Source organism: Terribium retamae, assembly GCF_022347545.1.
In the GTDB taxonomy this organism is placed as follows: Bacteria; Pseudomonadota; Alphaproteobacteria; order Rhizobiales; family Rhizobiaceae; genus Mesorhizobium; species Mesorhizobium retamae.
Window position 1 is genome coordinate 1 of record NZ_JAKREW010000060.1, and the last position, 20,782, is coordinate 20,782.

At 63.2% G+C, this 20,782-nt stretch carries 16 protein-coding genes; 8 read left to right on the plus strand and 8 right to left on the minus strand.

What is annotated here, in order from left to right; genetic code table 11:
- Positions 1 to 145: 145 nt before the first annotated feature.
- The gene (locus L4923_RS28270) at positions 146 to 1,555 is read right to left on the minus strand and encodes an MATE family efflux transporter (protein ID WP_239370439.1); all 1,410 of its coding nucleotides are present in this window, start codon (positions 1,553 to 1,555) and stop codon (positions 146 to 148) included.
- 302 nt (positions 1,556 to 1,857) lie between these two features.
- Here L4923_RS28270 and L4923_RS28275 point away from each other — a divergent pair, with 302 nt between their 5' ends.
- The 5 genes from L4923_RS28275 (at position 1,858) to L4923_RS28295 (ending at position 8,663) form a co-directional block, all read left to right on the plus strand.
- Complete coding sequence (locus L4923_RS28275) at positions 1,858 to 4,287, plus strand: penicillin acylase family protein (protein WP_343304366.1); 2,430 nt, start codon at positions 1,858 to 1,860, stop codon at positions 4,285 to 4,287.
- A 206-nt stretch (positions 4,288 to 4,493) separates the two neighbouring features.
- Positions 4,494 to 5,162, plus strand: a complete 669-nt coding sequence (locus tag L4923_RS28280) for a helix-turn-helix transcriptional regulator (RefSeq protein ID WP_239370440.1) — start codon at positions 4,494 to 4,496, stop codon at positions 5,160 to 5,162.
- 175 nt (positions 5,163 to 5,337) lie between these two features.
- The gene (locus tag L4923_RS28285) at positions 5,338 to 6,528 is read left to right on the plus strand and encodes a nitrilase-related carbon-nitrogen hydrolase (RefSeq protein ID WP_239370441.1); all 1,191 of its coding nucleotides are present in this window, start codon (positions 5,338 to 5,340) and stop codon (positions 6,526 to 6,528) included.
- A 171-nt stretch (positions 6,529 to 6,699) separates the two neighbouring features.
- Positions 6,700 to 7,203 (plus strand): hypothetical protein, encoded by a 504-nt coding sequence (locus L4923_RS28290; RefSeq protein ID WP_239370442.1) that lies wholly within the window; start codon positions 6,700 to 6,702, stop codon positions 7,201 to 7,203.
- Between the two features lie 59 nt (positions 7,204 to 7,262).
- Positions 7,263 to 8,663 (plus strand): APC family permease, encoded by a 1,401-nt coding sequence (locus tag L4923_RS28295; protein ID WP_239370443.1) that lies wholly within the window; start codon positions 7,263 to 7,265, stop codon positions 8,661 to 8,663.
- 38 nt (positions 8,664 to 8,701) lie between these two features.
- Here the strand turns inward: L4923_RS28295 and L4923_RS28300 are convergent, their stop codons facing one another.
- Positions 8,702 to 9,715: an amino acid ABC transporter substrate-binding protein gene (locus L4923_RS28300; RefSeq protein ID WP_239370444.1), complete on the minus strand. Its 1,014-nt coding sequence runs from the start codon at positions 9,713 to 9,715 to the stop codon at positions 8,702 to 8,704.
- 126 nt (positions 9,716 to 9,841) lie between these two features.
- Positions 9,842 to 12,892: an aminotransferase class III-fold pyridoxal phosphate-dependent enzyme gene (locus L4923_RS28305; protein ID WP_239370445.1), complete on the minus strand. Its 3,051-nt coding sequence runs from the start codon at positions 12,890 to 12,892 to the stop codon at positions 9,842 to 9,844.
- 125 nt (positions 12,893 to 13,017) lie between these two features.
- On the opposite strand from L4923_RS28305, the gene L4923_RS28310 reads away from it, so the two are divergent.
- Both L4923_RS28310 and L4923_RS28315 read left to right on the plus strand, forming a co-directional pair.
- Positions 13,018 to 13,452, plus strand: coding sequence for an Lrp/AsnC family transcriptional regulator (locus L4923_RS28310; RefSeq protein WP_239370446.1), 435 nt, complete (start codon positions 13,018 to 13,020; stop codon positions 13,450 to 13,452).
- Positions 13,453 to 13,475: 23 nt separating this feature from the next.
- Positions 13,476 to 13,829 (plus strand): hypothetical protein, encoded by a 354-nt coding sequence (locus L4923_RS28315; RefSeq protein WP_239370447.1) that lies wholly within the window; start codon positions 13,476 to 13,478, stop codon positions 13,827 to 13,829.
- A gap of 36 nt (positions 13,830 to 13,865) precedes the next feature.
- Here L4923_RS28315 and L4923_RS28320 read toward each other — a convergent pair whose 3' ends face one another.
- The 3 genes from L4923_RS28320 to L4923_RS28330 all read right to left on the minus strand — a co-directional run bounded on the left by L4923_RS28320 (position 13,866) and on the right by L4923_RS28330 (position 17,559).
- Positions 13,866 to 15,524, minus strand: coding sequence for an FAD-binding dehydrogenase (locus L4923_RS28320; protein ID WP_239370448.1), 1,659 nt, complete (start codon positions 15,522 to 15,524; stop codon positions 13,866 to 13,868).
- 64 nt (positions 15,525 to 15,588) lie between these two features.
- On the minus strand, positions 15,589 to 16,575 hold the full coding sequence (locus L4923_RS28325; protein ID WP_239370449.1) for a Gfo/Idh/MocA family protein: 987 nt from the start codon (positions 16,573 to 16,575) through the stop codon (positions 15,589 to 15,591).
- Between the two features lie 93 nt (positions 16,576 to 16,668).
- Positions 16,669 to 17,559, minus strand: a complete 891-nt coding sequence (locus L4923_RS28330; RefSeq protein WP_239370450.1) for a LysR family transcriptional regulator — start codon at positions 17,557 to 17,559, stop codon at positions 16,669 to 16,671.
- Positions 17,560 to 17,673: 114 nt separating this feature from the next.
- Here L4923_RS28330 and L4923_RS28335 point away from each other — a divergent pair, with 114 nt between their 5' ends.
- Positions 17,674 to 18,669: an aldo/keto reductase gene (locus L4923_RS28335; protein WP_239370451.1), complete on the plus strand. Its 996-nt coding sequence runs from the start codon at positions 17,674 to 17,676 to the stop codon at positions 18,667 to 18,669.
- A 61-nt stretch (positions 18,670 to 18,730) separates the two neighbouring features.
- Here the strand turns inward: L4923_RS28335 and L4923_RS28340 are convergent, their stop codons facing one another.
- Positions 18,731 to 19,333 carry a nucleotidyltransferase family protein gene (locus L4923_RS28340; protein ID WP_239370452.1) on the minus strand — a complete coding sequence of 201 codons (603 nt, stop codon included), beginning with the start codon at positions 19,331 to 19,333 and terminating at the stop codon, positions 18,731 to 18,733.
- An 84-nt stretch (positions 19,334 to 19,417) separates the two neighbouring features.
- Positions 19,418 to 20,440: a Tim44 domain-containing protein gene (locus L4923_RS28345; protein ID WP_239370453.1), complete on the minus strand. Its 1,023-nt coding sequence runs from the start codon at positions 20,438 to 20,440 to the stop codon at positions 19,418 to 19,420.
- Positions 20,441 to 20,782 lie beyond the last annotated feature (342 nt).

Genomic DNA, 20,782 nt, shown 5'->3' on the forward strand with positions numbered 1-20,782 from the left:
CGGCTATGCACGGCCGGTAGCTTCGGCCGCCAATCTACACCAACCCGCTCAAACAATCCTGAGGTGCGAGCCCGCAATGCGTTGACGAGGTGCTAAAAAATCATGCGGGCGAGCCTCGAAGGACGCACCAATCGATAGCCCCTGATCAATGCATGGCGATCGGGCCCGACTTTGCCGGCAGTCGGTCGCGGCGCAGCCAGCGGCCGAGCAGCAGGACGGCGACGACTGCAAGGCCGGTCGAAAGGCCGATCCAGATGCCGATGCCGGCGAAGCCGAAATGGAATGCGAGCAGCGCGCCGAGCGGCAATCCGACACCCCAATAGCCGATCGCCGCATAGATCATCGGCACCGTCGTGTCGTGCAGGCCGCGCAGCATGCCGGCGCCGACGGCCTGGGCGCCGTCGACGACCTGGAAAAGCGCAGCGAACGCCAGGAACGACACGGCTAGCCCGACGACCTGGCTGTTGACCGGATCATGCACATCGATGAAACCGCTGATCAGAACGCGCGGCCATAGCAGCATGGTCAGCCCTGTCAGCGCCATGAAGCCGACACCCATGGCATAGGAGGTCCAGCCGGCGCGGCTGATGCCGTCCTTGTCGCCGGCGCCATATGCCAGACCGACGCGCACGGTGACCGCCTGGTTGAGACCGAGCGGCACCATGAAGCTGATCGAAGCGATCTGCAGGGCAATGGCGTGCGCCGCCAATGACGGCGCGTTGATCAGCCCCATCAGAAAGGCGGCGGCATTGAAGATCGTCACCTCGAAAGCCAGGATGCCGGCGATCGGCAGGCCGAGCTTCATCAATGCCCTGAAACGTGGCCAGTCGGAACGCCAGAATCGGCCGAACAGATGATAGCGACGGAACTTCCTGTGTCGGGTCACCACCAGGACCATGCCGGCGAACATCAGCACCGATGAGATGGTGGTGGCCAGGCCGGAACCGGCAATGCCCATTTTCGGCGCGCCGAGATTGCCGAACATGAACATCCAGTTGAGCAGCACGTTGGCTGCCACCGCAATGAAGACGATGATCAATGCCCAGCCGGGACGCTCGAGCGCCGAGATGAAGGACCTCAGCACGATATAGCCATAGAAGGGCAGCAGAGCCCATTGCAGCCAGTGAATATAGATACCGGCCTGATGCGCGAGCGCGGGCTCCTGGCCCATGGCCAGCAGGATCCTTTCCCCGTTCCAGAGGAAGACCCAGATCGGGATGGCAATGAACATAGCGGCCCACAGACCCTGGCGCACGGTGCGGCGAACGTCGCGCACCGAATGGCGGAAACGGCCGAGCTCCGTCGCTATCATCGGCGAGGTGGCGAGCATCAGGCCCAGGCCGAAGATCATCGGCATGAAATAGAGATTGGAACCAAGCGCACCGGCGGCGAGCGTCTCAGAGCCCAACCGGCCCATCATCATGACGTCGGTGGCGGTCATTGCCGTCTGGCCGAGATTGGTCAGCACCATCGGCCATGCCAGCGACAGCGTTGACTTGATTTCGGAGCGCCAGAGGCTTTCCGGCGCTCTCGCACCGGCTTCGATCGCGGACATTGTCATACTTTCCGTTGCGGCGCGTCGGCATCGGCCGGAAGCCGCATCCGATCGGGAACGGAATGGCTCCCGGATCAGAACCGGTTTTCGTTGAATGCCCGAACCTTGGCAAGAGCTCATGCAAAGGAAAAATTGATCCAGCACGAGGCAGATAGCAGGAATTCAATTATCCGGCAGCCGCCTTACCCTCGTGTCAGTCGAATTGTGCCAAGCGTCATCGATCGTCGGGCCAACTGGTGCGTCAGCTTGTCATCCGCCAGGCGGCCATCAATACTTTTGCGGGCGGGGCGCGGAATGGAGGAATGATGCGCTCTCTTCGCTTGGCCGCCTCGGCCACCCTGCCTTACGCTTTAACGGTTCTTCTTGCCGGTCCGGCACTTGCGGACATGTCCACCGCAGTGCGTTCCGACGCCTATTCGGTGAAGGGCCTCGACCAGCCGGCAGAAATCCTGATCGACCATTGGGGCATCGCCCACATCTACGCCAAGAGCAACCGCGACGCGCTTTTCCTGCAGGGGTACAACGCCGCCCGCGACCGCTTGTGGCAGATCGATCTGTGGCGCAAGCGCGGGCTGGGCCGGCTGGCTGAGAGCTTCGGCGAGGATTTCGCGGAGCGGGACCGCGCTGCCAGGCTCTTCCTCTTTCGCGGCGACATGGACAAGGAATGGGCTGCCTACGGCCCCAACGCGAAGAGCTTCGCCCAAGCCTTCGTCGCGGGGGTCAATGCCTATGTCTCGGAAGTACTGGCCGGCTCCAAACCACTCCCCATCGAATTTTCTCTGAGCGGATCGAAACCGGAGATCTGGGGGCCGGAAGATGTCGTGCGCATCCGCAGCCATGGGCTGACGCGCAACGTCTCTTCGGAGGTGAAGCGCGCCCAGGTGACCTGCAAGGGGGACATCGACGCGGACCGGCTGCGCAGCAAGCTGGAGCCGGAGTGGAAGCCCGAGGTGCCGGAGGGCCTCGACCCCTGCATCATTCCGGCCGATGTGCTGAAGGATTATGACTGGGCAACCGACTCCGTCGACTTCAGCCCGCCCAAGAAGAAGGCCGAGCTTTACGATCCGCAGCCGTTCCTCGACAAGGCCGACGGGACGGTCGACAACATCGGCTCGAACAATTGGGTGGTTGCCCCTGCGCGCACCGCGACAGGGCGGCCGATCCTTGCCAACGATCCGCATCGCGCCCATAGCGCGCCGTCGCTGCGCTATATCGTGCATCTCAACAGTCCCGACATGTCGGTGGTTGGTGCCGGCGAACCGGCTCTACCCGGCATCTCCATCGGACACAACGGCACGATCGCTTTCGGGCTCACCATCTTCAACGTCGACCAGGAAGACCTCTACGTCTACGAACTCAACCCCGACAATCCCAACCAGTACAAATACAAGGACGGCTGGGAGGATATGAAAACGGTCGAGGAAACCATCCAGGTTCGCGACGGCGAGCCGCGCAAGGTCTCGCTCAAATTCACGCGGCACGGACCGGTCGTGAAGACGGATGACGAAAACCACAGGGCGTTCGCAGTGCGCAGCGTCTGGATGGAGCCCGGCACCTCGGCCTATTTCGGTTCGTCGGATTATATGACGGCCAAGAACTGGAACGAGTTCCTGACGGCCATGAACCGCTTCTACGCGCCATCGGAGAACCAGGTCTACGCCGACACCCAAGGCAACATCGGCTGGGTGGCGGCCGCCATGACGCCGGCGCGCAAGAACTGGGACGGCCTGCTGCCGATACCGGGCGACGGCCGCTACGAATGGGGCTTCCTGAAACGCGACGACCTGCCCAGCGTCTACAATCCAGCCGAAGGATGGTTTGCCACCGCCAACCAGATGAACCTGCCGGAAGGCTACCCGGCGAAGGAGCGCAAGGTCGGGTTCGAATGGGCCGACCCTTCGCGCTATCAGCGCATCGCGCAGGTTCTCAGCGCCAACGACAAGGTCACGCTGGCCGATTCCATGAAGCTTCAGAACGACGACGTGAACCTGCTGGCCGAACGTGCCGTCAAACTTCTCAAAGCGGTCGAATTGCCTGCCGATGCCTCCGCCGAGGTCAAGCAGGCCGCGGAAATGCTGAGGAACTGGAACGCATCGAACGACATCGACAGCGCCCCGGCTGCGATCTACGAGATGTGGATCAGCCAGCACCTGCCCAAGGCACTGATCGCGCGTGTCGTGCCGGAGGCTGCCCGCAAGGCGGTCGGCAAGGGCAGCGGAACCGCAACCATCGACATGCTTGAGGCGGCGGACGAGAGCCTTGGAAAAGACCCTGAGGCGACGAGAGCCGCCATCCTTTCAGAAAGCCTCGCCTCTGCCGTCACAGCTCTGAAGGAACGGCTCGGAAACGACATGGAGAAATGGCGTTGGGGCGACCTGCATCGCGCTATCTTCAACCATTCCCTGTCGCCGGTCGTTTCCAAGGCGATGCAGGAGCAACTGACGGTCGGCCCCTGGGCGATGTCCGGGTCTTCGACGACACCTCATGCGGCAAGCTACAATTCTGATTTCACGCTCATGTCCGGTGCGTCGTTCCGCATGGTCCTCGACGTCGGTGGCTGGGACAACAGCCGTGTCATCAACACGCCGGGCCAATCGGGCGATCCGTTCAGCCCACACTACAGGGACCTGGCACCGCTGTGGCTCACCGGCGATTACGTGCCGCTTTTCTATTCGCGCGAGGCGGTTGAAGGTGCGGCGGCGACAAGGATTTCGCTGACGCCGGCCAAATAGATCGGTCGATGCGAAGAGGGCGCGTTCAATTCCGGACAGGTCCCACACCTGTCCGGAGCCATGGCATCGGTTCGATTCGGTAGATGCCAAGCAGCGGAATTCGGTTTATTTTGGCAGCCGCATAACGATATTATGATGTTAAAGTATCGCCGCGACAGGGGAGCCGGAGAGGCCGAAAGGCCGTTCCGCGGATCGGGCCGACGCTCATGCATTTCGACAGGACAGCATTCGGAGACCAGTTCCTGACCGTCGTCGCGGCGGCGATGCCGCTGGTCGGCTGCTGTTTCTATCGTGTCGAGGACGGCAGGCATGTCGTCGACCATCGCCTGTCAGGCCTCTCGCCCTATTGGCTGAACCGCTACTACCACCGTTTCTGGCGTTTCGACCCGCTGCATCCGGAACGCGTCGGCCAGCAAGGCATCAGGCTGCGCTCGGTGACGCGCGAGACCGCGCGGCGTGACGCCGGCGCACCTGAATATTTCGAACAATTCCTCGTGCCACAGAACACGGTGCACCAGACCGAGCTCTACTTCCACGCCGGATCGCGGATCGTGGCAGGCGCTTCGCTGCTGCGCAGCGAACGCAATGGCCCTTTCACCTCCGACAACCTCACCTTCCTCGACAGGCTGGTCGGCTTCGTCGAGGACATCGTCCTTTCCGATGAGGACGAGGCATCCGCGCTCGACATTCCCGGCCTCACGCCACGCGAGCGCGAGATTGCCAATCTCGTCGGCGCCGCCATGTGCAACAAGGACATTTGCCGGCGGCTCGACATCGAACTGCCGACGGTGAAGACCCACATCAGCCGTATCCTGGTCAAGGCCGGCGTACGCAACCGCGCGGAGCTGATGAAGAAGCTGCACGGCCGCGGCTGATCGCAGCCGGGCGTCGTACTTCGGTATGATAGCCCCGGGCCGAGACGACTCCCTATCCTGACGGTTCCTGCAGACGCCTGGGAGGAACGCGGCGTTCGAGGGAGATGCATGGCACGCGCCAATGCCTGTCCTCGCACAGCCGCTCCTCCAACCGACAGTTGGAGTATCGACCGGAATGGCCTCACGTCCCGCCTATGTCGCGCCCTATATGGCGATCGGCCTTTCGACAATCGTCACCGGCGTCGCACAGCGCAAGCATATCCGCCACAATCTGGAGACGATCGAGGAAGCCATCCATGCCGCCGTCTCGATCTGCGCCATCAACGCGCCGATCCGCGTGGTGGCACTGGCCGAAGGCGCTTTGACCGGTTTCACCGACGAGATCTTCGACGTGCCGCATGTCACCGCCGCGCGCGACATCTTCATCGACCTGCCCGGCGAAGAAACCGAGGCGCTCGGCAAGCTGGCCCGGCACTACGACACCTACATCATCGGCCAGTGCAAGGCGCGCTGGCCCGATGTGATGGAGGACCGCTTCTTCAACACGCTGTTCGTGATCGACCGCAAGGGCAAGCTCGTTCACCGCGCCGCCAAGAACCACATCTGGTGCCGCGAGCGCAGCTGCACGCCGCACGACATCTACGATCGCTGGGTCGAGCTGTTCGGCGAAGGCATCGGGGCCTTCTATCCGGTGCTGCGCACCGACGACATCGGCAACATCGGCACCATCTGCTGTTCCGATGGCGAATATCCGGAAGCGGTGCGGGCGCTCGCCTTCGGCGGCGCCGAAGTCGTCTATCGTCCTTCGGAAGCCATGCCGATGACCGGCTCGTCTTATCCGGGGGGCGGCAGCTGGATGATCCAGAACCGGGCGCATGCCGATTTCAACAGCGTTTACATGCTGTGTCCCAACATCGGGCCGGTCTACCTCTCGCCGAGTTCGCGCCATCCGATCGACATCGCCGGTGGCAACAGCCACATCGTCGACTTCCGCGGCAACATCAGCTCCTATTCAGCCAGCGGCGCCAACACCATGGTGGCCAGCCTGATCGACATCGAGGCGCTGCGGCAGTTCCGCGCCATGAACCTCAATTCGAACTGGCTGAAAGACCTGCGCACCGAGCTGTTCTCCAAGATGTACGAGAAGCCGATCCACCCGCGCAATCTGTGGCTCAACCGCGATCCAGAGCGCCATGCGACGGTGGACGAGGTCTATCGCGAGAACATCGCAAGGCTGGTCGAGCGCGGCACCTGGACCCTGCCGACGCATGAGGTGCCTGGCGCGCGCTACACGCCGGCGCCTTCGGAAGGCAATGACGACTGGGCTGCCGCACAGGCGCTGTGGGCACCCTGGAACGAGGACTGATCAGGAATACCGGACCCGTCGCCCGCAAGCATAATCGACAATCGGGAACAGGCGGCGCGGTCCAGCCAAACAAGGGAGGCTCTATCCATGCATTCTTCGAATTCCGGCCGGCTTTCGCGGCTCACCAGAGCGTTTCCATTTTTCGCGGAAACGCGGAAACGCTCTAACTTTTTGTTTTTACGCAATTCAGGACGCAAAGCCGCTGCACACTTTTCCTGGAATTGGGCCAGATCCATCATTCTGCCAGGAGCGGTCGCGCTTGTCGTAGCAGGCACATCGGTAAACGCCGAGGATGCCGCCAAGCCCGCCGGCATTGTCGGCACATGGGTGGTCAAGGCGGCCGATGCGCCGTTCACTCATCACATGTTCGTCTTCAATGCCGACGGCACCATGCAGCAGGCCAACCCCGATTCCGGAAACCCCGACAACAGCGACAGCGATGGCAAGGGCATCTGGGCCGAGAAGGACGGTAAGGTCATCGGCAAATTCGTCGAGGTGACCGCCGACCGCAAGACCCACAAATTCGTCAGCCGCGGCGAGATCTCCTACGAGATCGACCTTGCCGGCGACGCCTTCACCGGCACAGCTGCGGCACATTTCTACGATGCCGACGACAAGCTGCTGCGCGGGCCGCTGCCGACACCCCTGGAAGGTAAGCGGGTGACCTTGCCGTAGGCGCGCGCACGCCGTTTGCCTTGCCCTTTTGTTTCACGTCATCGCCGGACAAAACCACCATGTCTTCCACCAACACCGCGCCAAGGCGCAGCCTGCATGCCTTCGATATCTTCTTTCTCGTCGTTGCGGCTGCGGCACCGCTGGCGGCCGTCGCCAGCAACGGTGCGCTCGGCGTCCTGATGGGCAACGGCGTCGGTATGCCGGGCTCCTACCTGCTTGCCGGCCTCGTGCTGATCCTGTTCGCCATCGGTTTCATCCGCATGAGCCCGTATGTGAAGCATTCCGGCGCCTTCTATGCTTATGTCCGCCATGGCCTGGGACCGCTTGCCGGTGGGGCTGCAGCCTTCGTCGCCATCGTCGTCTACGGCATGATGGTCATCGGCAGCGTCGGCGGCTTCGGCTTCTTTGCCAGTGTGTTCTTCGCAGAGAACCTCGGCATCGACCTTTCCTGGAAGGCTTGGGGTGCGATCTGTCTGGTGATCACGGCTATCGTCGGCTACCGGGAGATCACACTCGGTGCCCGCCTGCTCGCGGCGCTTTTGACACTGGAGGTCCTGATCCTGGTGGTACTGACGGTAGCGGTGCTAGCGCCGACTAGTCCTGCGGCGGTAACCTTCGGTTCGTTTAGCCTGCCCAACATAGTCAGCGGTTCGTTCGGCGTCGGCCTGATGTTCGCCTTCGTCTCTTTCCTCGGCTTCGAATCCGCCGCCATCTACAGCGAGGAGGCACGTGACGGACACCGCACCGTCAGCCGCGCGCTCATCACCGCGGTCGTCTTCATCGCTCTCTTCTATGCCATCACCATGTGGGCCGTCGTGCTGGCCTTCGGCGAAGACAAGGTGATGGCTGCGGCCAGCGAGAATCCGGGCACGCTGGTGTTCCGCGCCTTCGCCCAATACACCCACCCGGCATTCCTGGTGGCGGTGCAGTTCCTGATGGTGACGAGTGCGCTTGCCGCGACACTTGCCCTGCACAATGCCGCCGCGCGCTACCTGTTCGCCCTCGGCCGCGAAGGCATGCTGCCGAACGTGCTCGGCAGCCTGCATGCGCGCCTGCAGTCGCCGCATGTCGCCAGCATCACCATTACTGTGGTTTCCTTGATCGCGGTGATGCTGTTTGCGATTGCCGACGCCGACCCGCTGATGACTCTCCTGTCGAGCACATTCGGTCTGGCGGCGCTCGGCATCATCATCCTGCAGGCGGTGACTTCGCTTTCGGTCGCGGTCTTCACATGGAAGAACCGCGACAGGGAAGCCGGCTCGCTGTTCCAGTTGCTGATCGCGCTTGTCGCGACCATCGGTCTGGGCACGGCTGCTCTTCTCGTCATGAAGAACTACGCGACGCTGACCGGCAGCCTCGGCCTGCTCGACTACGCACCCTGGCTGCTGCCGATCGCGGCCGTGCTCGGCGTCATCGTCGCAATGCGCTCCGGACAGGCAACACAGCTGTCCGAAGCGTAGGCTCGGAAATAGTCCACCTGACCGGGAACGTTGCCCGGTCAGCGCAGCGGCGGGGCGTACATCAGGCCGCCGGCGTTCCACAGCTTGTTGATGCCGCGGTCGATCTTGAGCGCGCTCGACTGGCCGAGATTGCGTTCGAAGATTTCGCCGTAGTTGCCGACTTTCGAGACGATGTCGTAGGCAAAACGCGGATCGAGCCCAAGCTGCTTGCCATTGTCGCCATCGGCGCCGAGGAAACGCTTGACCGCCGGGTTTGCGGAGGTGAGTCCGGCTTCGGCGTTTGCCTGGGTGATGCCCAGCTCTTCCGCCTCGAGCAAGGCAAACAGCGTCCAGCGCACAATGTTGAACCATTTGTCGTCGCTCTGGCGCACGGCTGGTCCGAGCGGCTCCTTCGAGATGATCTCCGGCAGCACGACATAGGCGTCCGGATTGGCCAGCTTGAGACGCTGCGCGTAGAGCGCTGAAGCGTCGGTGGTGTAGACATCGCAGCGCCCGCTGTCGAACGCCTTGATGATGCCCTCGGCGGAATCGACCACCACCGGCTCGTATTGCAGCTTGTTGGCGCTGAAATAGTCGGCAGTGTTCTGCTCGGTCGTCGTGCCCTGCTCGGCGCAAACGGTTGCACCAGAGAGCTTCAGGGCACTGTCAACGTTGAGGTCCTTGCGCACCATGAACCCCTGGCCGTCATAATAGGCGGTGCCGACGAAATGGATGCCGATGCCGGCATCGCGCGACAGCGTCCATGTGGTCTGCCGCGACAAGAGATCGACGGTGCCCGATTGCAGCGCGGTGAACCGCTCCTTGGTCGATAGCGGTACGTAGCTTACCTTGTCCGCGTCGCCGAGTGCTGCGGCGGCAACAGCTCGGCAGAAATCGATGTCGAAGCCGTGCCATTTGCCGGCGTCATCCGGAGCCGAAAAGCCGGCGACACCCTGGCTGACGCCGCAGGCGACCGTGCCGCGCTGTTTGATCGTATCGAGCGTATCGGCCTTCGCCGGCACGGACGCTCCCGAAGCCGCCAAGAGCATTACTGCGAAAAGATGTGTCTTCATGATCTCCTCCCTGTTTTTGAGGCAAAGCCTCTCCTGACGCCGGTGCTGACACACCGTCGTTGATCCTGTTTCCTGCCCTGAACTGCCCGGCGAGCAACACCGCCGGGAGAAGTCTCAGCGCAACCGCTAGCGCGTCGCCAGCACCTCGCCGAAGGTGTCGTCCAATGCGCTGACCAGATGATCGGCATTGGCGCGGCTGAAGATCATCGGCGGGCGCATCTTCAGCACATTGTCATGCGGCCCCTCAGTGCCGATCAGCACGCCGCGCGCGCGGACGCCGTCATTGATGCGCCGCGCCAGCGCCGTCGCCGGCTCCTTGCTCCTGCGATCTTCCACCAACTCGATGCCGAGGAAGAGCCCCATGCCGCGCACATCGCCGATGATGTCATAGCGCGTCTGCAATTCGCGGAAGCGCTCGACCAGATAGGCGCCGATGCTTGTCGCGTTCTCGCGCAGGCGGTCGCGTTCGATGACGTCGAGCACGGCAAGGCCGGCGGCACAGGAGACCGGATTGCCGCCGAAGGTGTTGAAATACTCCATGCCGTTGTTGAAGGTGGCGGCGATTTCCTTGGTGGTGACCAGTGCGGCCATCGGATGACCATTGCCGATCGGCTTGCCCATGGTGACGATGTCCGGCACCACGCCCTGCGTCTCGAACGCCCACCAATGGCTGCCGACCCGGCCGAAGCCGACCTGCACTTCGTCGGCGACACAGACACCACCGGCAGCGCGCACCATCGCGTAGACTTGCCTGAGATAGCCTTCGGGCAGGAAGACCTGGCCGGCGACACTCGGGATGGATTCAGCCATGAACAGCGCCGGTGCCCGGCCCTGTGCCTTGATCGCCGCGATCTGCTCGGCAATGCTTTCGGCAAAGCGGCTGGCATGTTCGGCGACCGGCCAGTCTTCCGGCGCGCGGTAACTGTCGGGGATCGTCGCCTCGAACACATGCGCCGGCCTGCCCTTGCCGCCCTTGCGCTTGTATTTGTAGGGGCTGAGGTCGATCAGTTCCTGCGTCGTGCCGTGATACGCCCAGTCGAGCACGATGGCGTCGCTGCGTCCGGTATGGGTGCGCGCCATGCGCAGCATCAGACTGTTGGCCTCGCTGCCCGAGCAGGCGAAGGATGCCACCGAAAGCTCTTCCGGCAACGTCGCCGTCAGCCGCTCGGCATAGGTGACGATGGCGTCGTGCAGGTAGCGGGTGTTGGTGTTGAGTTTCGCCGCCTGCCGGGCAATCGCCTCGACCACATCGGGATGAGCATGGCCGAGATGGCAGACATTGTTGAAGCAGTCGAGATAGGCGCGACCGCGGTCGTCGATCAGCCAAGCGCCTTCGCCGCGCACGAACTTGATCGGCTCCGAATAGGAAATCGACAGATTGGGCAGCAGCGAGGTCTTGCGCGCCGCCACGATCTCGGGGCGGCTACGGCCGGTCTGAACGAAGGTCTCCGGCGGAATGCCCGCAAGTTCGGCTGAATCAGGGAAGAGTTCGCGCCACACATCGAGATAGCGTGCTTCACCGACACCCAGGATCTCGCGTGCCGACAGGCTGGTGTCGGTGGAGATCTGGAAATGCAGGTGCGGCGCCCAGCCGCCGTTCTGCGCGGCCACGCCCATTTCGCCGACGATATCGCCGGCTGCCAGGCGTTGGCCCGGCTTCAATCGGGACGCCGCCTCATGGGCGAGATGACCCCACAGCGTGACGAAGACGGGGCAGCCTTCGGGCGCATGCTCCAAGGCGACGAGACCGCCATATCCCAGCGGGTCCTCTTCGATCTCGACGCTTTTCACCGTCGCGGCAAGCGGCGTGCGCACCTTGGTGCCGGCCGGCATGAACAAGTCGAGGCCGAGATGATGGATGCGGCGCTCCTTTTCGACGAAGCGCGACTGGAACATGTCGCTGGCATAGACGGTGCGCACCTCGCCCCAGGGGCCGATGCCGAGTTCGATGCCGTGTTCGGCGCAATGGGCATCCCACCACGCGCTGGCCTTGGCCGGCTCCTGCGCCGCCGACGCGACGGTCATCGGGTGCTGCGGATCGCCATAGGGCACCAATTCCTTGATGAGGGCTGCCGGATGACGGTCGAGCACCGGTGCGAGGCTCTTGGCGTTCGCGGCGATCCATGCGGTGATGGCGCGGGCGCCCGGCACCGCATCGAAACCGCAGGCCTTACGCAGGATCGCGGTGGCGAAGCTGCTGTTCATGGCATCGAGCCGGCGCAGCATGCGCCAGGCCGGGGCTTCGCTGATGGCCAGATAGGGATTGTCGCCTGCCTCCTGCCGACGCAGCGCCGACAGGGTGACGCTGGTGACGAGGCGCATGGCGATGAGATCGAAGAGAAGATCGATCTCTTCTCCGCGCAATGGGTATTCGGCATGGAAACCGGCAGCGAGCTTCGCTGCCGCGCCGATCGGATCTTCGCTATCGAGAATGGAATAGGCGCAGGCCACCGCCAGTTCGGCGATCAATGGCGCATAGAGCGCGTCGCCGAAGTCGATCAGGCCAGCGATGCGTTTCGGATCTGCGGCGTCGACCAGAACATTCCAGTCATTGGCGTCATTATGTATGACCTGCGCGCGCAAACCGGGCAGTCGCGGCGCCACCTCGGCATCGAAGCGGTCCAGGAACCGCTCCAGCAGGGCCCTGTCATCGGCGTCGCTGACATGCATCAGGCGACGGCGCGAAGCGCCGGCGCGGCGGATATCCCAATCGAAGCTGCGCAACGCACCCGGATGGATGAAACCCTGCAGTGCGCGATCGAGTTTGCCCAGCGCTCGACCGAGGCTTTCGAGGGTTTCGGGCGAACGCTCGGCTTCCGCCAGAGGCTGGCCCGGCAACCAGGAGACGAGCCGCAAGGCATGGCGGGTGCCATCATTGGCCGACACGAAGGCAAGCGAGGTGTTGTCCAGCGTCTTCTTCAGCGAGGGCACGGCAAGGTCGATCCCGCTGGCGGCGAGATGATCCAGAAGCGCGGTCTGGAATTCGCTTTCACCGCGCGGCTCGCTGGCATTGACCACCTTCAGGATCCAGTCACCGTCTTCCGACGCCAGCCTGAAATTCTGGTCGCGTTCGCTGTCGAGCGAACCGACGGAGCCGGACACGCCAAAATGGCTGGCGGCGAGCGCTCTCGCCTCTATCAGCGAGAAATTGGGGGCCGGGTGGGTGATATTGGTCATTGGAAGTCCGGATTTGATCTACATGGAGCTTGGCACGGGCGGAAAAATCGGGCATCCGGCAAAGCGTCGGTGAGACCGGCACTATGCCTGCTTCGACCGGCATATTAACGGCGAGCGGAAATCGCGTGAAGGAACTCGACGCAAAGGACCGGGATATCCTTGCCATCCTGTCCAAGGAGGCACGGATTCCCTTGAAGACGTTGGCCGCCCGCATCGGCTTGTCGCGCAGTGCCACCAGTGAGCGCGTGGCGCTTTTGGAGAAAAGCGGCGTCATCCGGGGCTATCGCGCCGACATCGGCCAATTGGAGCAGAACCAGCTTTCCGCCTTCCTGATGGTGACCCTGGTGCGTACACCGTCCATCGGCATGCTCGACCTGCTCGCGCGCCATCCGGAGGTGCGGCGGGTGTCCTCCATTTCCGGCCAGGTCGACCTGGTGGTCGAGGTGGAGGTGCCGTCGATCGACCGGCTGAACACGTTGCGTGACGAGATCGCCTCGCACCCCAGCGTTGAGGACCTGACCTCGCTTATCGTGCTCAGGCGCGATATCGAGCGGATATAGACGATATTCCCTGAGTTCCACCGATGAAGATTCCAGCAACCGCCCTTCTTGCTCTCGTCATTGCGAGCTCACCGGCTGCGGCCCGGGAATTCAAGGTTCCGAAACAATATGAAAGCCAGTTCATGGGCCAGGTGATGTCACTGTCGCTCGCCCAGCAGTGCGCTGCCTACATCAAGACGCCCGGCATACTGGGTGAGATGCGGACATCGTTGCTGAAGTTCGCGCGCAAAGTGAAATGGCAGGATCCGCAGGTCAAGGTGAATAAGCTGATGGCCGGTTCTAAAGCCAAGGTGAACGGTCCGATTGGCCTTGAAACGGCTTCGAGCTGTTCCAACCTTTTGCACGATCTCAAGAAGAGCAACGGCAAGAACGGTTGAGGTAGGATCCCTTCTCCCCTTGAGAGAGAAGGGGCGCTATCGCACGCCCTTTGCCGCGGCGCGGCCGGCGCTGCGGCCCGAGAAGATGCAGCCGCCGAGGAACGTGCCTTCGAGAGCCGCATAGCCATGCACGCCGCCACCGCCAAAGCCGGCCACTTCGCCGACGGCATACAGCCCCTCGACCGGCTGGCCGTCGGCGCCCAGCACCCGGCTTTCGAGATCGGTGTGCAGACCGCCCAGCGTTTTGCGGGTAAGGATGTTCAGGCGCACGGCGATCAGCGGTCCGTTGGCCGGATCGAGCATCTTGTGCGGTTTGGCAGTGCGGATCAGCTTGTCGCCGAGATAGCTGCGCGCGCCGCGCAGCGCGATCACCTGCATGTCCTTGGAGAAGGGATTGTCGAGTTGCATGTCGCGGGCGCGGATCTCACGTTCGACCTCAGCGACGTCGAGCAACGGCGCACCGCCGGCCAGCGCATTCATGCGCGCGACCAGCGCTGAAAGGTCACGCTCGACGATGAAATCCTCGCCCTTGTCGAGGAAGGCCTTCACAGGCCCCGGAATGCCCGACGTGGCGCGCTGCAGCACCTGCCGCCAGCTCTTGTTGGTCAGGTCCGGGTTCTGCTCCGACCCCGACAGGGCGAACTCCTTGCGGATGATCTTCTCGGTCAGAATGAACCAGGAATAATCGAAGCCGGTCTTCATGATGTGGGCGAGCGTGCCCAGCGTGTCGAAGCCCGGATAAAGCGGGACCGGCAGCCGTTTGCCGCGTGCATCCAGCCAAAGCGACGACGGACCGGGCAGAATGCGGATGGCGTGGTCGGTCCAGATCGGCGCCCAGTTCTTGATGCCTTCGACATAGTGCCACATGCGGTCGCGGTTGATGATCGAGCCGCCGGCATTTTCGGTGATTGCCAGCATGCGGCCGTCGACATGATCCGGCACGCCGGTGATCATGCGCTTCGGCGCCGTGCCCAGGCGGGCCGGCCAATTCTGTCGCACCAGATCGTGATTGCCGCCGATGCCACCGGAGGCGACGATGACGGCCTGCGCCTTGAAGGCGAAGTCGCCTGTTACCGTGCGCGAACTCTTGGCGCCGCGCTCGACGCTGCTTTCCTCTAGAACTTCACCGCGCACGCCATCGACCGCCGCGCCGCTTCTTGTCAGTTCACTGACGCGATGCCGGAACTTGAAGGTGACCAGCCCGCGCTTCGCGGCCTCTCGCACCCTTTGCACGAAGGGCTCGATCACGCCCGGACCGGTGCCCCAGGTGACGTGGAAACGCGGCACCGAATTGCCATGGCCGACGGCATTGCCGCCGCCGCGTTCGGCCCAGCCGACGACGGGAAAGAACTTGATGCCGCGCTCCGAAAGCCAGGCGCGTTTTTCGCCCGCAGCGAAACCGACATAGGCCTTCGCCCACTCGCGTGGCCAATGGTCCTCCGGACGATCGAAAGCGGCGGTGCCCAGCCAGTCCTCCAGGGCGAGATCGTGGGAATCGCGGATGCGCATGCGCCGCTGCTCGGGCGAGTCGACCAGGAACAGCCCGCCGAACGACCAGAAGGCCTGGCCGCCGAGCGATTGTTCCGGCTCCTGCTCGACGACGAGGATTTTCCTGCCTGCCTCTGCGAGTTCGGCTGCAGCGACCAATCCCGCCAGACCTGCACCGACGATGATGACATCCGCGTCGTAAGCCAACGTTCCCCTCCCTTTTGCATCGTCGATTCCCCCGGCCTGTTCCTCCCGCCGGGCAACGCAGCTATCAGACCGTCTCCCAGCCGTCCTTCTCGCCGGCACGAAAGATCGCATCGATGGCCTTCTGGTTCAGCACCGACTCCTCCAGCGTGAAGACGCGGTCGCCGCCGCCAAGTGCCGCGCGCACGAAAGCTTCGGCTTCGAGCTTGTATTGCTGCACGCCCGGGAAGCGGAAGATCTGCGCCTCGGCATGGTTCTGGTTGTGCAGTTCGACACGGTGATGATCGTAGATGCCGGCATTGAAGGGCGAGGCCACTTCGATGAAGCCATTGTCGCCGTGGAACACCATCGACTGGCGCCCCGCCATCTGCGTCGAGACATAGAAGGACAATTCAAAATCACCGAAATCGGCGCGTACCGATGAGTAGACATCGGTGCCGAACGTCTTGTCGCGCTCGATTGTCGCCTGCACCCGCAACGGTTCCCGGTCCGTCGAAAAGCGGGTGGAAACGACCGGATAGACGCCGATGTCCAGCAGGCCGCCACCGCCGAGATCGAGCTGGTTGCGCATGTTGGCTGGATCGACATTGTAATAGGTGAAGCAACCCTGCACCTGGCGCAGCCGGCCAATCGCGCCGCCGGCAATCAACTCGCGAACCTTGATCCACTGTGGGTGATAGACGACCATAAAGGCTTCGCAGACCAGCACCTTGTGCCGGTCGCGCTGCGCGATCAGTCGCGCGATATCCTTGGCGTCGAGCGCCAGCGGCTTTTCGACCAGCACGTGTTTTTTTGCCTCGATCGCCTTGGCTGTCCATTCGACATGCTGCGATGTCGGCACGGGGATATAGACGCCATCGACATCAGGCGATGCCAGCAGTTCGTCATACGAGCCGAAGGCGTGCGGCGCGCCGAAACGGTCGGCCAGCGCACGCGCCTTGCCGACATCGCGGCTGGCCACGGCGGTCAGCACGCCATTGCTGGAATCGGCAATGGCCGGCAAGACCTGCTCGCGTCCGATCTTGGCCGTCGACAACACACCCCAACGAAACATCCGGCATTTCCTCGCAAGATTCTGTGTTCGCGAGACTTGCGCGAAACGGGCCGAAAAACCAGTGCCGTTAGGGCAGATCGGCCACGCACATTGTCATTCCCTCCAGCGGAAGAAATCGACGAAGGCACGCAAGGCCGGGCGCATCTGGCGGCGGCTCGGATAGTAGATCGAGAAGCCGTCGAAGGGTGGGCACCAGTCCTCCAGCACTCTCACCAGGCTCCCGGCTGCCAATGCCTGCGCGGCGTATTCTTCAAAGACGAAGGCCAGACCGGCGCCGTCGATGGCCGCGCGGACGATGGCGCTGTCGACGCCGAGGATGAGTGGCCCTTGGACCGGCAACTCGATCTCCTCGCCGTCCTTTTCGAATTCCCAGCGATAGAGCACCCCGCTCGAGAAGCGAAAGCGGATGCATCGATGGCCGACGAGATCGCGCGGATGTTTGGGCTTCGGCATCTTGGCGAAATAAGATGGAGCGCCGACGACCGCGCCGCGGATCTGCGGACCGATGCGCACGGCAACCATGTCCTGCTGGAGGCTTTCGCCAAGCCTTACGCCGGCATCGAAGCCACCTTCCACCACATCGGTGAAGCGGTCCTCGATGACAACATCGAGGACGATCTCGGGATAGGCCTTTGCGAAGGCCCCGAGCTTCGGCGCCACAACGAGATTCAGGGCGGTGCGCGGCACGGTCAGCCGCAGATTGCCGGCGGGTCGGTCCCTGGCCTCGACCGCCGCTTCCAGCGCAAGATCGATCTCGGACAGGGCCGGCCGCAACCGTTCCAGTAGCCGAGCGCCCTCTTCGGTCGGTGCGACCGAGCGTGTGCTGCGCGCCAGAAGCCGCACGCCGAGACGCGCCTCCAGGCTGGAGACGGCATGGCTTACCGCCGAGGGCGCGATTGCCAGGTCGCGTGCGGCGCCACGAAAACTGCCTCTGTCCGCCACGGCAGCAAGTACGGCAAGCTGGGCGAGATGACTACGTTCCATTGATAAGATTGGCCATTGTTCTAATTTTTAGAATAGCTCGTACAATTATGGGTCAATTATCGAACAGAAGGCAAGGCGCTATCTCTCTCGCATCGACGAACATGGAGAACCGCGATGCAAAAGCGCAAACTCGGAACCGAACTCACTGTCTCTCCCATCGGCCTCGGCTGCATGGGCATGAGCTTTGCCTATGGCGGCCAGGAGGAAGCGGAAGCCATCCGTACGCTCCGCCATGCCGTCGACATCGGCGTCGACTTCTTCGACACCGCCGAGGTCTACGGTCCCTTCGACAATGAGATCCTGGTCGGCAAGGCGCTGAAAGCGGTGCGCGATCATGTGACGATCGCCACCAAGTTCGGCTTCAAGATCTCCGAACAGGGCAGCGGCACAGAACGCATGATCGGCGTCGACAGCCGGCCTGAGCATGTCAAGGCCGTCGCCGAAGCATCGCTGCGCCGGTTGGACACCGACGTCATCGATCTCTTTTACCAGCACCGGGTCGATCCCAACGTAGCGATCGAAGACACCGTCGGCGCGATGGCGGAACTGGTCAAGCAAGGCAAAGTGCGCGCACTCGGCCTTTCGGAAGTGAGCGCCGCAACGCTGCGGCGGGCGCATGCCGTGCATCCGATCGCTGCCGTGCAAAGCGAATACTCGCTGTGGAGCCGCGATCCGGAAGAGGAAATATTCGAGGTCTGCCGTGAGCTCGGCGTCGGTTTCGTACCCTACAGCCCGCTGGGACGCGGTCTGCTGACCGGCACGATCAACAAGCCGGAGCAGCTCGGCGCCGATGACTGGCGTCGTACCCTGCCGCGTTTCCAGCCCGAGGCACTGGACGCCAATGCCAAGGTTGTGGACGTGTTGGAGCGCTTCGCCAAGGAGAAGGGCGTCACGGCAGCCCAGCTCGCCTTGGCCTGGGTTCTGCATCAGGGTGATTTCATCGTGCCGATTCCCGGCGCCCGCAAGATCCATCACCTGGAGCAGAATACAGCAGCGGCGGCGATCGCGCTGACCGCAGCGGAAGCCGCCGAGATCGGTGACGCGCTGTCGCCCGAGAAAGTGGTCGGCAAGCGCTATACGGAAGAGGCGCTGGCACTGGTCAACGGCTGACTATCGCCGGTATCCGAACAAGGAGGGCGCTTCCGCGCCTTTCTTTATTGGCGTTCGCAATTCACCAGGGCTCGACCGTGATCTGCGGCCAAAGCCGCACGGCGCGCTCGCCCTTTGCCCCGTGGGTCTCTCGGTTGTCCATCACCTTGTTCGGCGTGATGCGGAAGGAAAAAATATCTTCCAGTCCGAAAGGGGCGACGATCTCCAGATCATCCGCCGACGTCAGGCGCGCGCCGACGGCATGGGTGCGCGAGGCGAAATAGCCGAGCGCCTCTGCGCTGGAACGGTAGATCGGGCAAGTGCGGCCAAATCGATCCGGATACCAGAGATGCACCCGCGCCTGGTTGCGCACCTCCACCGGCAGCGGCAGCCGTTCGAAACGCAGCGCGGCCCGGCGGATGATGGCATCCTCGGCCTCATAAGAGAGGTCGGAACCATCGCAATAGAAAAGATCGATATCCTTGATGCCGTGGCCCGATGGCTTGCCGGTCAGGCTGTTCCAGACGGTGTTGTAGAGCGCGCCCGAGACGATCAGCCAGTCCGGCAGGTCGAGGCTGCGAGCCAGAGTGAGTGCCTGCCAGACGATCGGATCGGCCCGCAGGATCGTCTCCAGTGCAGCCGCCTGCTCGGCAGCGGGCAGGCCAGAATGGCGCAGGTGGTTCATGAAGCGAGATGACGGCGATTCGATGGTTTGGGCAACGCGCCTTGAAATGAAAAAGCCCGCGAGATTCGCGGGCCTTTTGTGAACTCAGGCAGTCGCTTCCTGGATCGCCGACAGTTTCCAGTCGCCGCCCCGCGGACGGGTGAAGGTCCAAAGCTCGATCGTTTCGGTCAGCTTTTCGTCACCCTCGACCACCTTGCCGGTCTTGCGGTCGCGCATCACGTCGATCGACTCGTAGCGGAACGCAGCCGTGGCGTAGTCCTGATTGTCCTCGCGCCAGGCTTCGGCGATGTCGGCTTGCACCAGATGCACGTCAGCAACGTCGTTGCGAACGCCGTTCTGGGCGTTCTCTGCCAGTTCTTCCGAGAAATAGGACACCATTTCGGGCGTCGAGAGGCGGCGCAGGCCGGCATGATCTTCCTTGGCAAAAGCGGTCTGGACTTCGTCCAGCATGCGCTCAAACCGATCGAGATCATCCTTTTCCAGCTCGATGTCCTGCGAGGCAGGGGCCGACTGGGCTCCCAAGCCGGGGATGGAGAAGGAACCAGCGCGGCCGTTGCCGGCGGGACGTTCGCTCTCGGCCGCATCACGATTGGCCATCCGCCCGAACATCTCGCGGCTATTCGAACCGCTGGCGGCGGGCCCGCCTGCCGTTGCCGGCGCAGTTGCCGATGTTTGACGCGAGCGGAAGAAACGCAGCGCCAGCATGACGACAAGGCCGACCAGCAGAAGCTGCACGATGAAGCCAAGTGCGCCGGCCATGCCGCCGAAGCCGTAGCCGAGCAGGACACCCAGCAGGCCGCCGATCAGGATGCCGCGCATCAGGCCGCCGCCGAGACCGCTGAACAGGCCTGGGCGCTGCTGTTGCGCCATACCAGGCTGCTGCTGCCGGGTGGTCGCGGTCGGTCCGGTGTTCGGCGTCATCGACCGTTCGACCGGGGCGGTCGTGTTCGGCGCCGTGCGTGTCGGCGGCGCCGACTGGAACGTACGTGTGCCACGGCTGCCGAAGCTGCCGCCGCGCCGGGCGTCGGCGAAGTCGGTCGACACCAGCGTGAACGCCATCAGAAGCGTCGCCAACAATGCGAATGAACGTGTCTTGCCAGAGATCATCGGGTCCTTCTCCCACAACCCGCTCCGGTGAACATGAAAAAGCGGGCCCAATTCCGCGGTCCGACATCACGTCTTGCACAGACGTCAGAGGGGCCCGGCCCGCGCACGAAATGTGGGAGACGGCCGGCTGCTTTGCAAGAGCCGATCCATGGAAAAGGCAGAAGCGGGGGCGCCAGGTTTGCGGTGCGTCCTTCGAGGCTCGCCCGCACAGGATTGCGCCTGCTATCCGACGGCCTACGGGCTCGCACCTCAGGATTGTTTGAGGGGGTTGGTGTAGATTGGCGGCCGAAGCTACCGGCCGTGCATAGCCGGCAGCTTCGGCGGCGGGCGACCGTCCTCAGG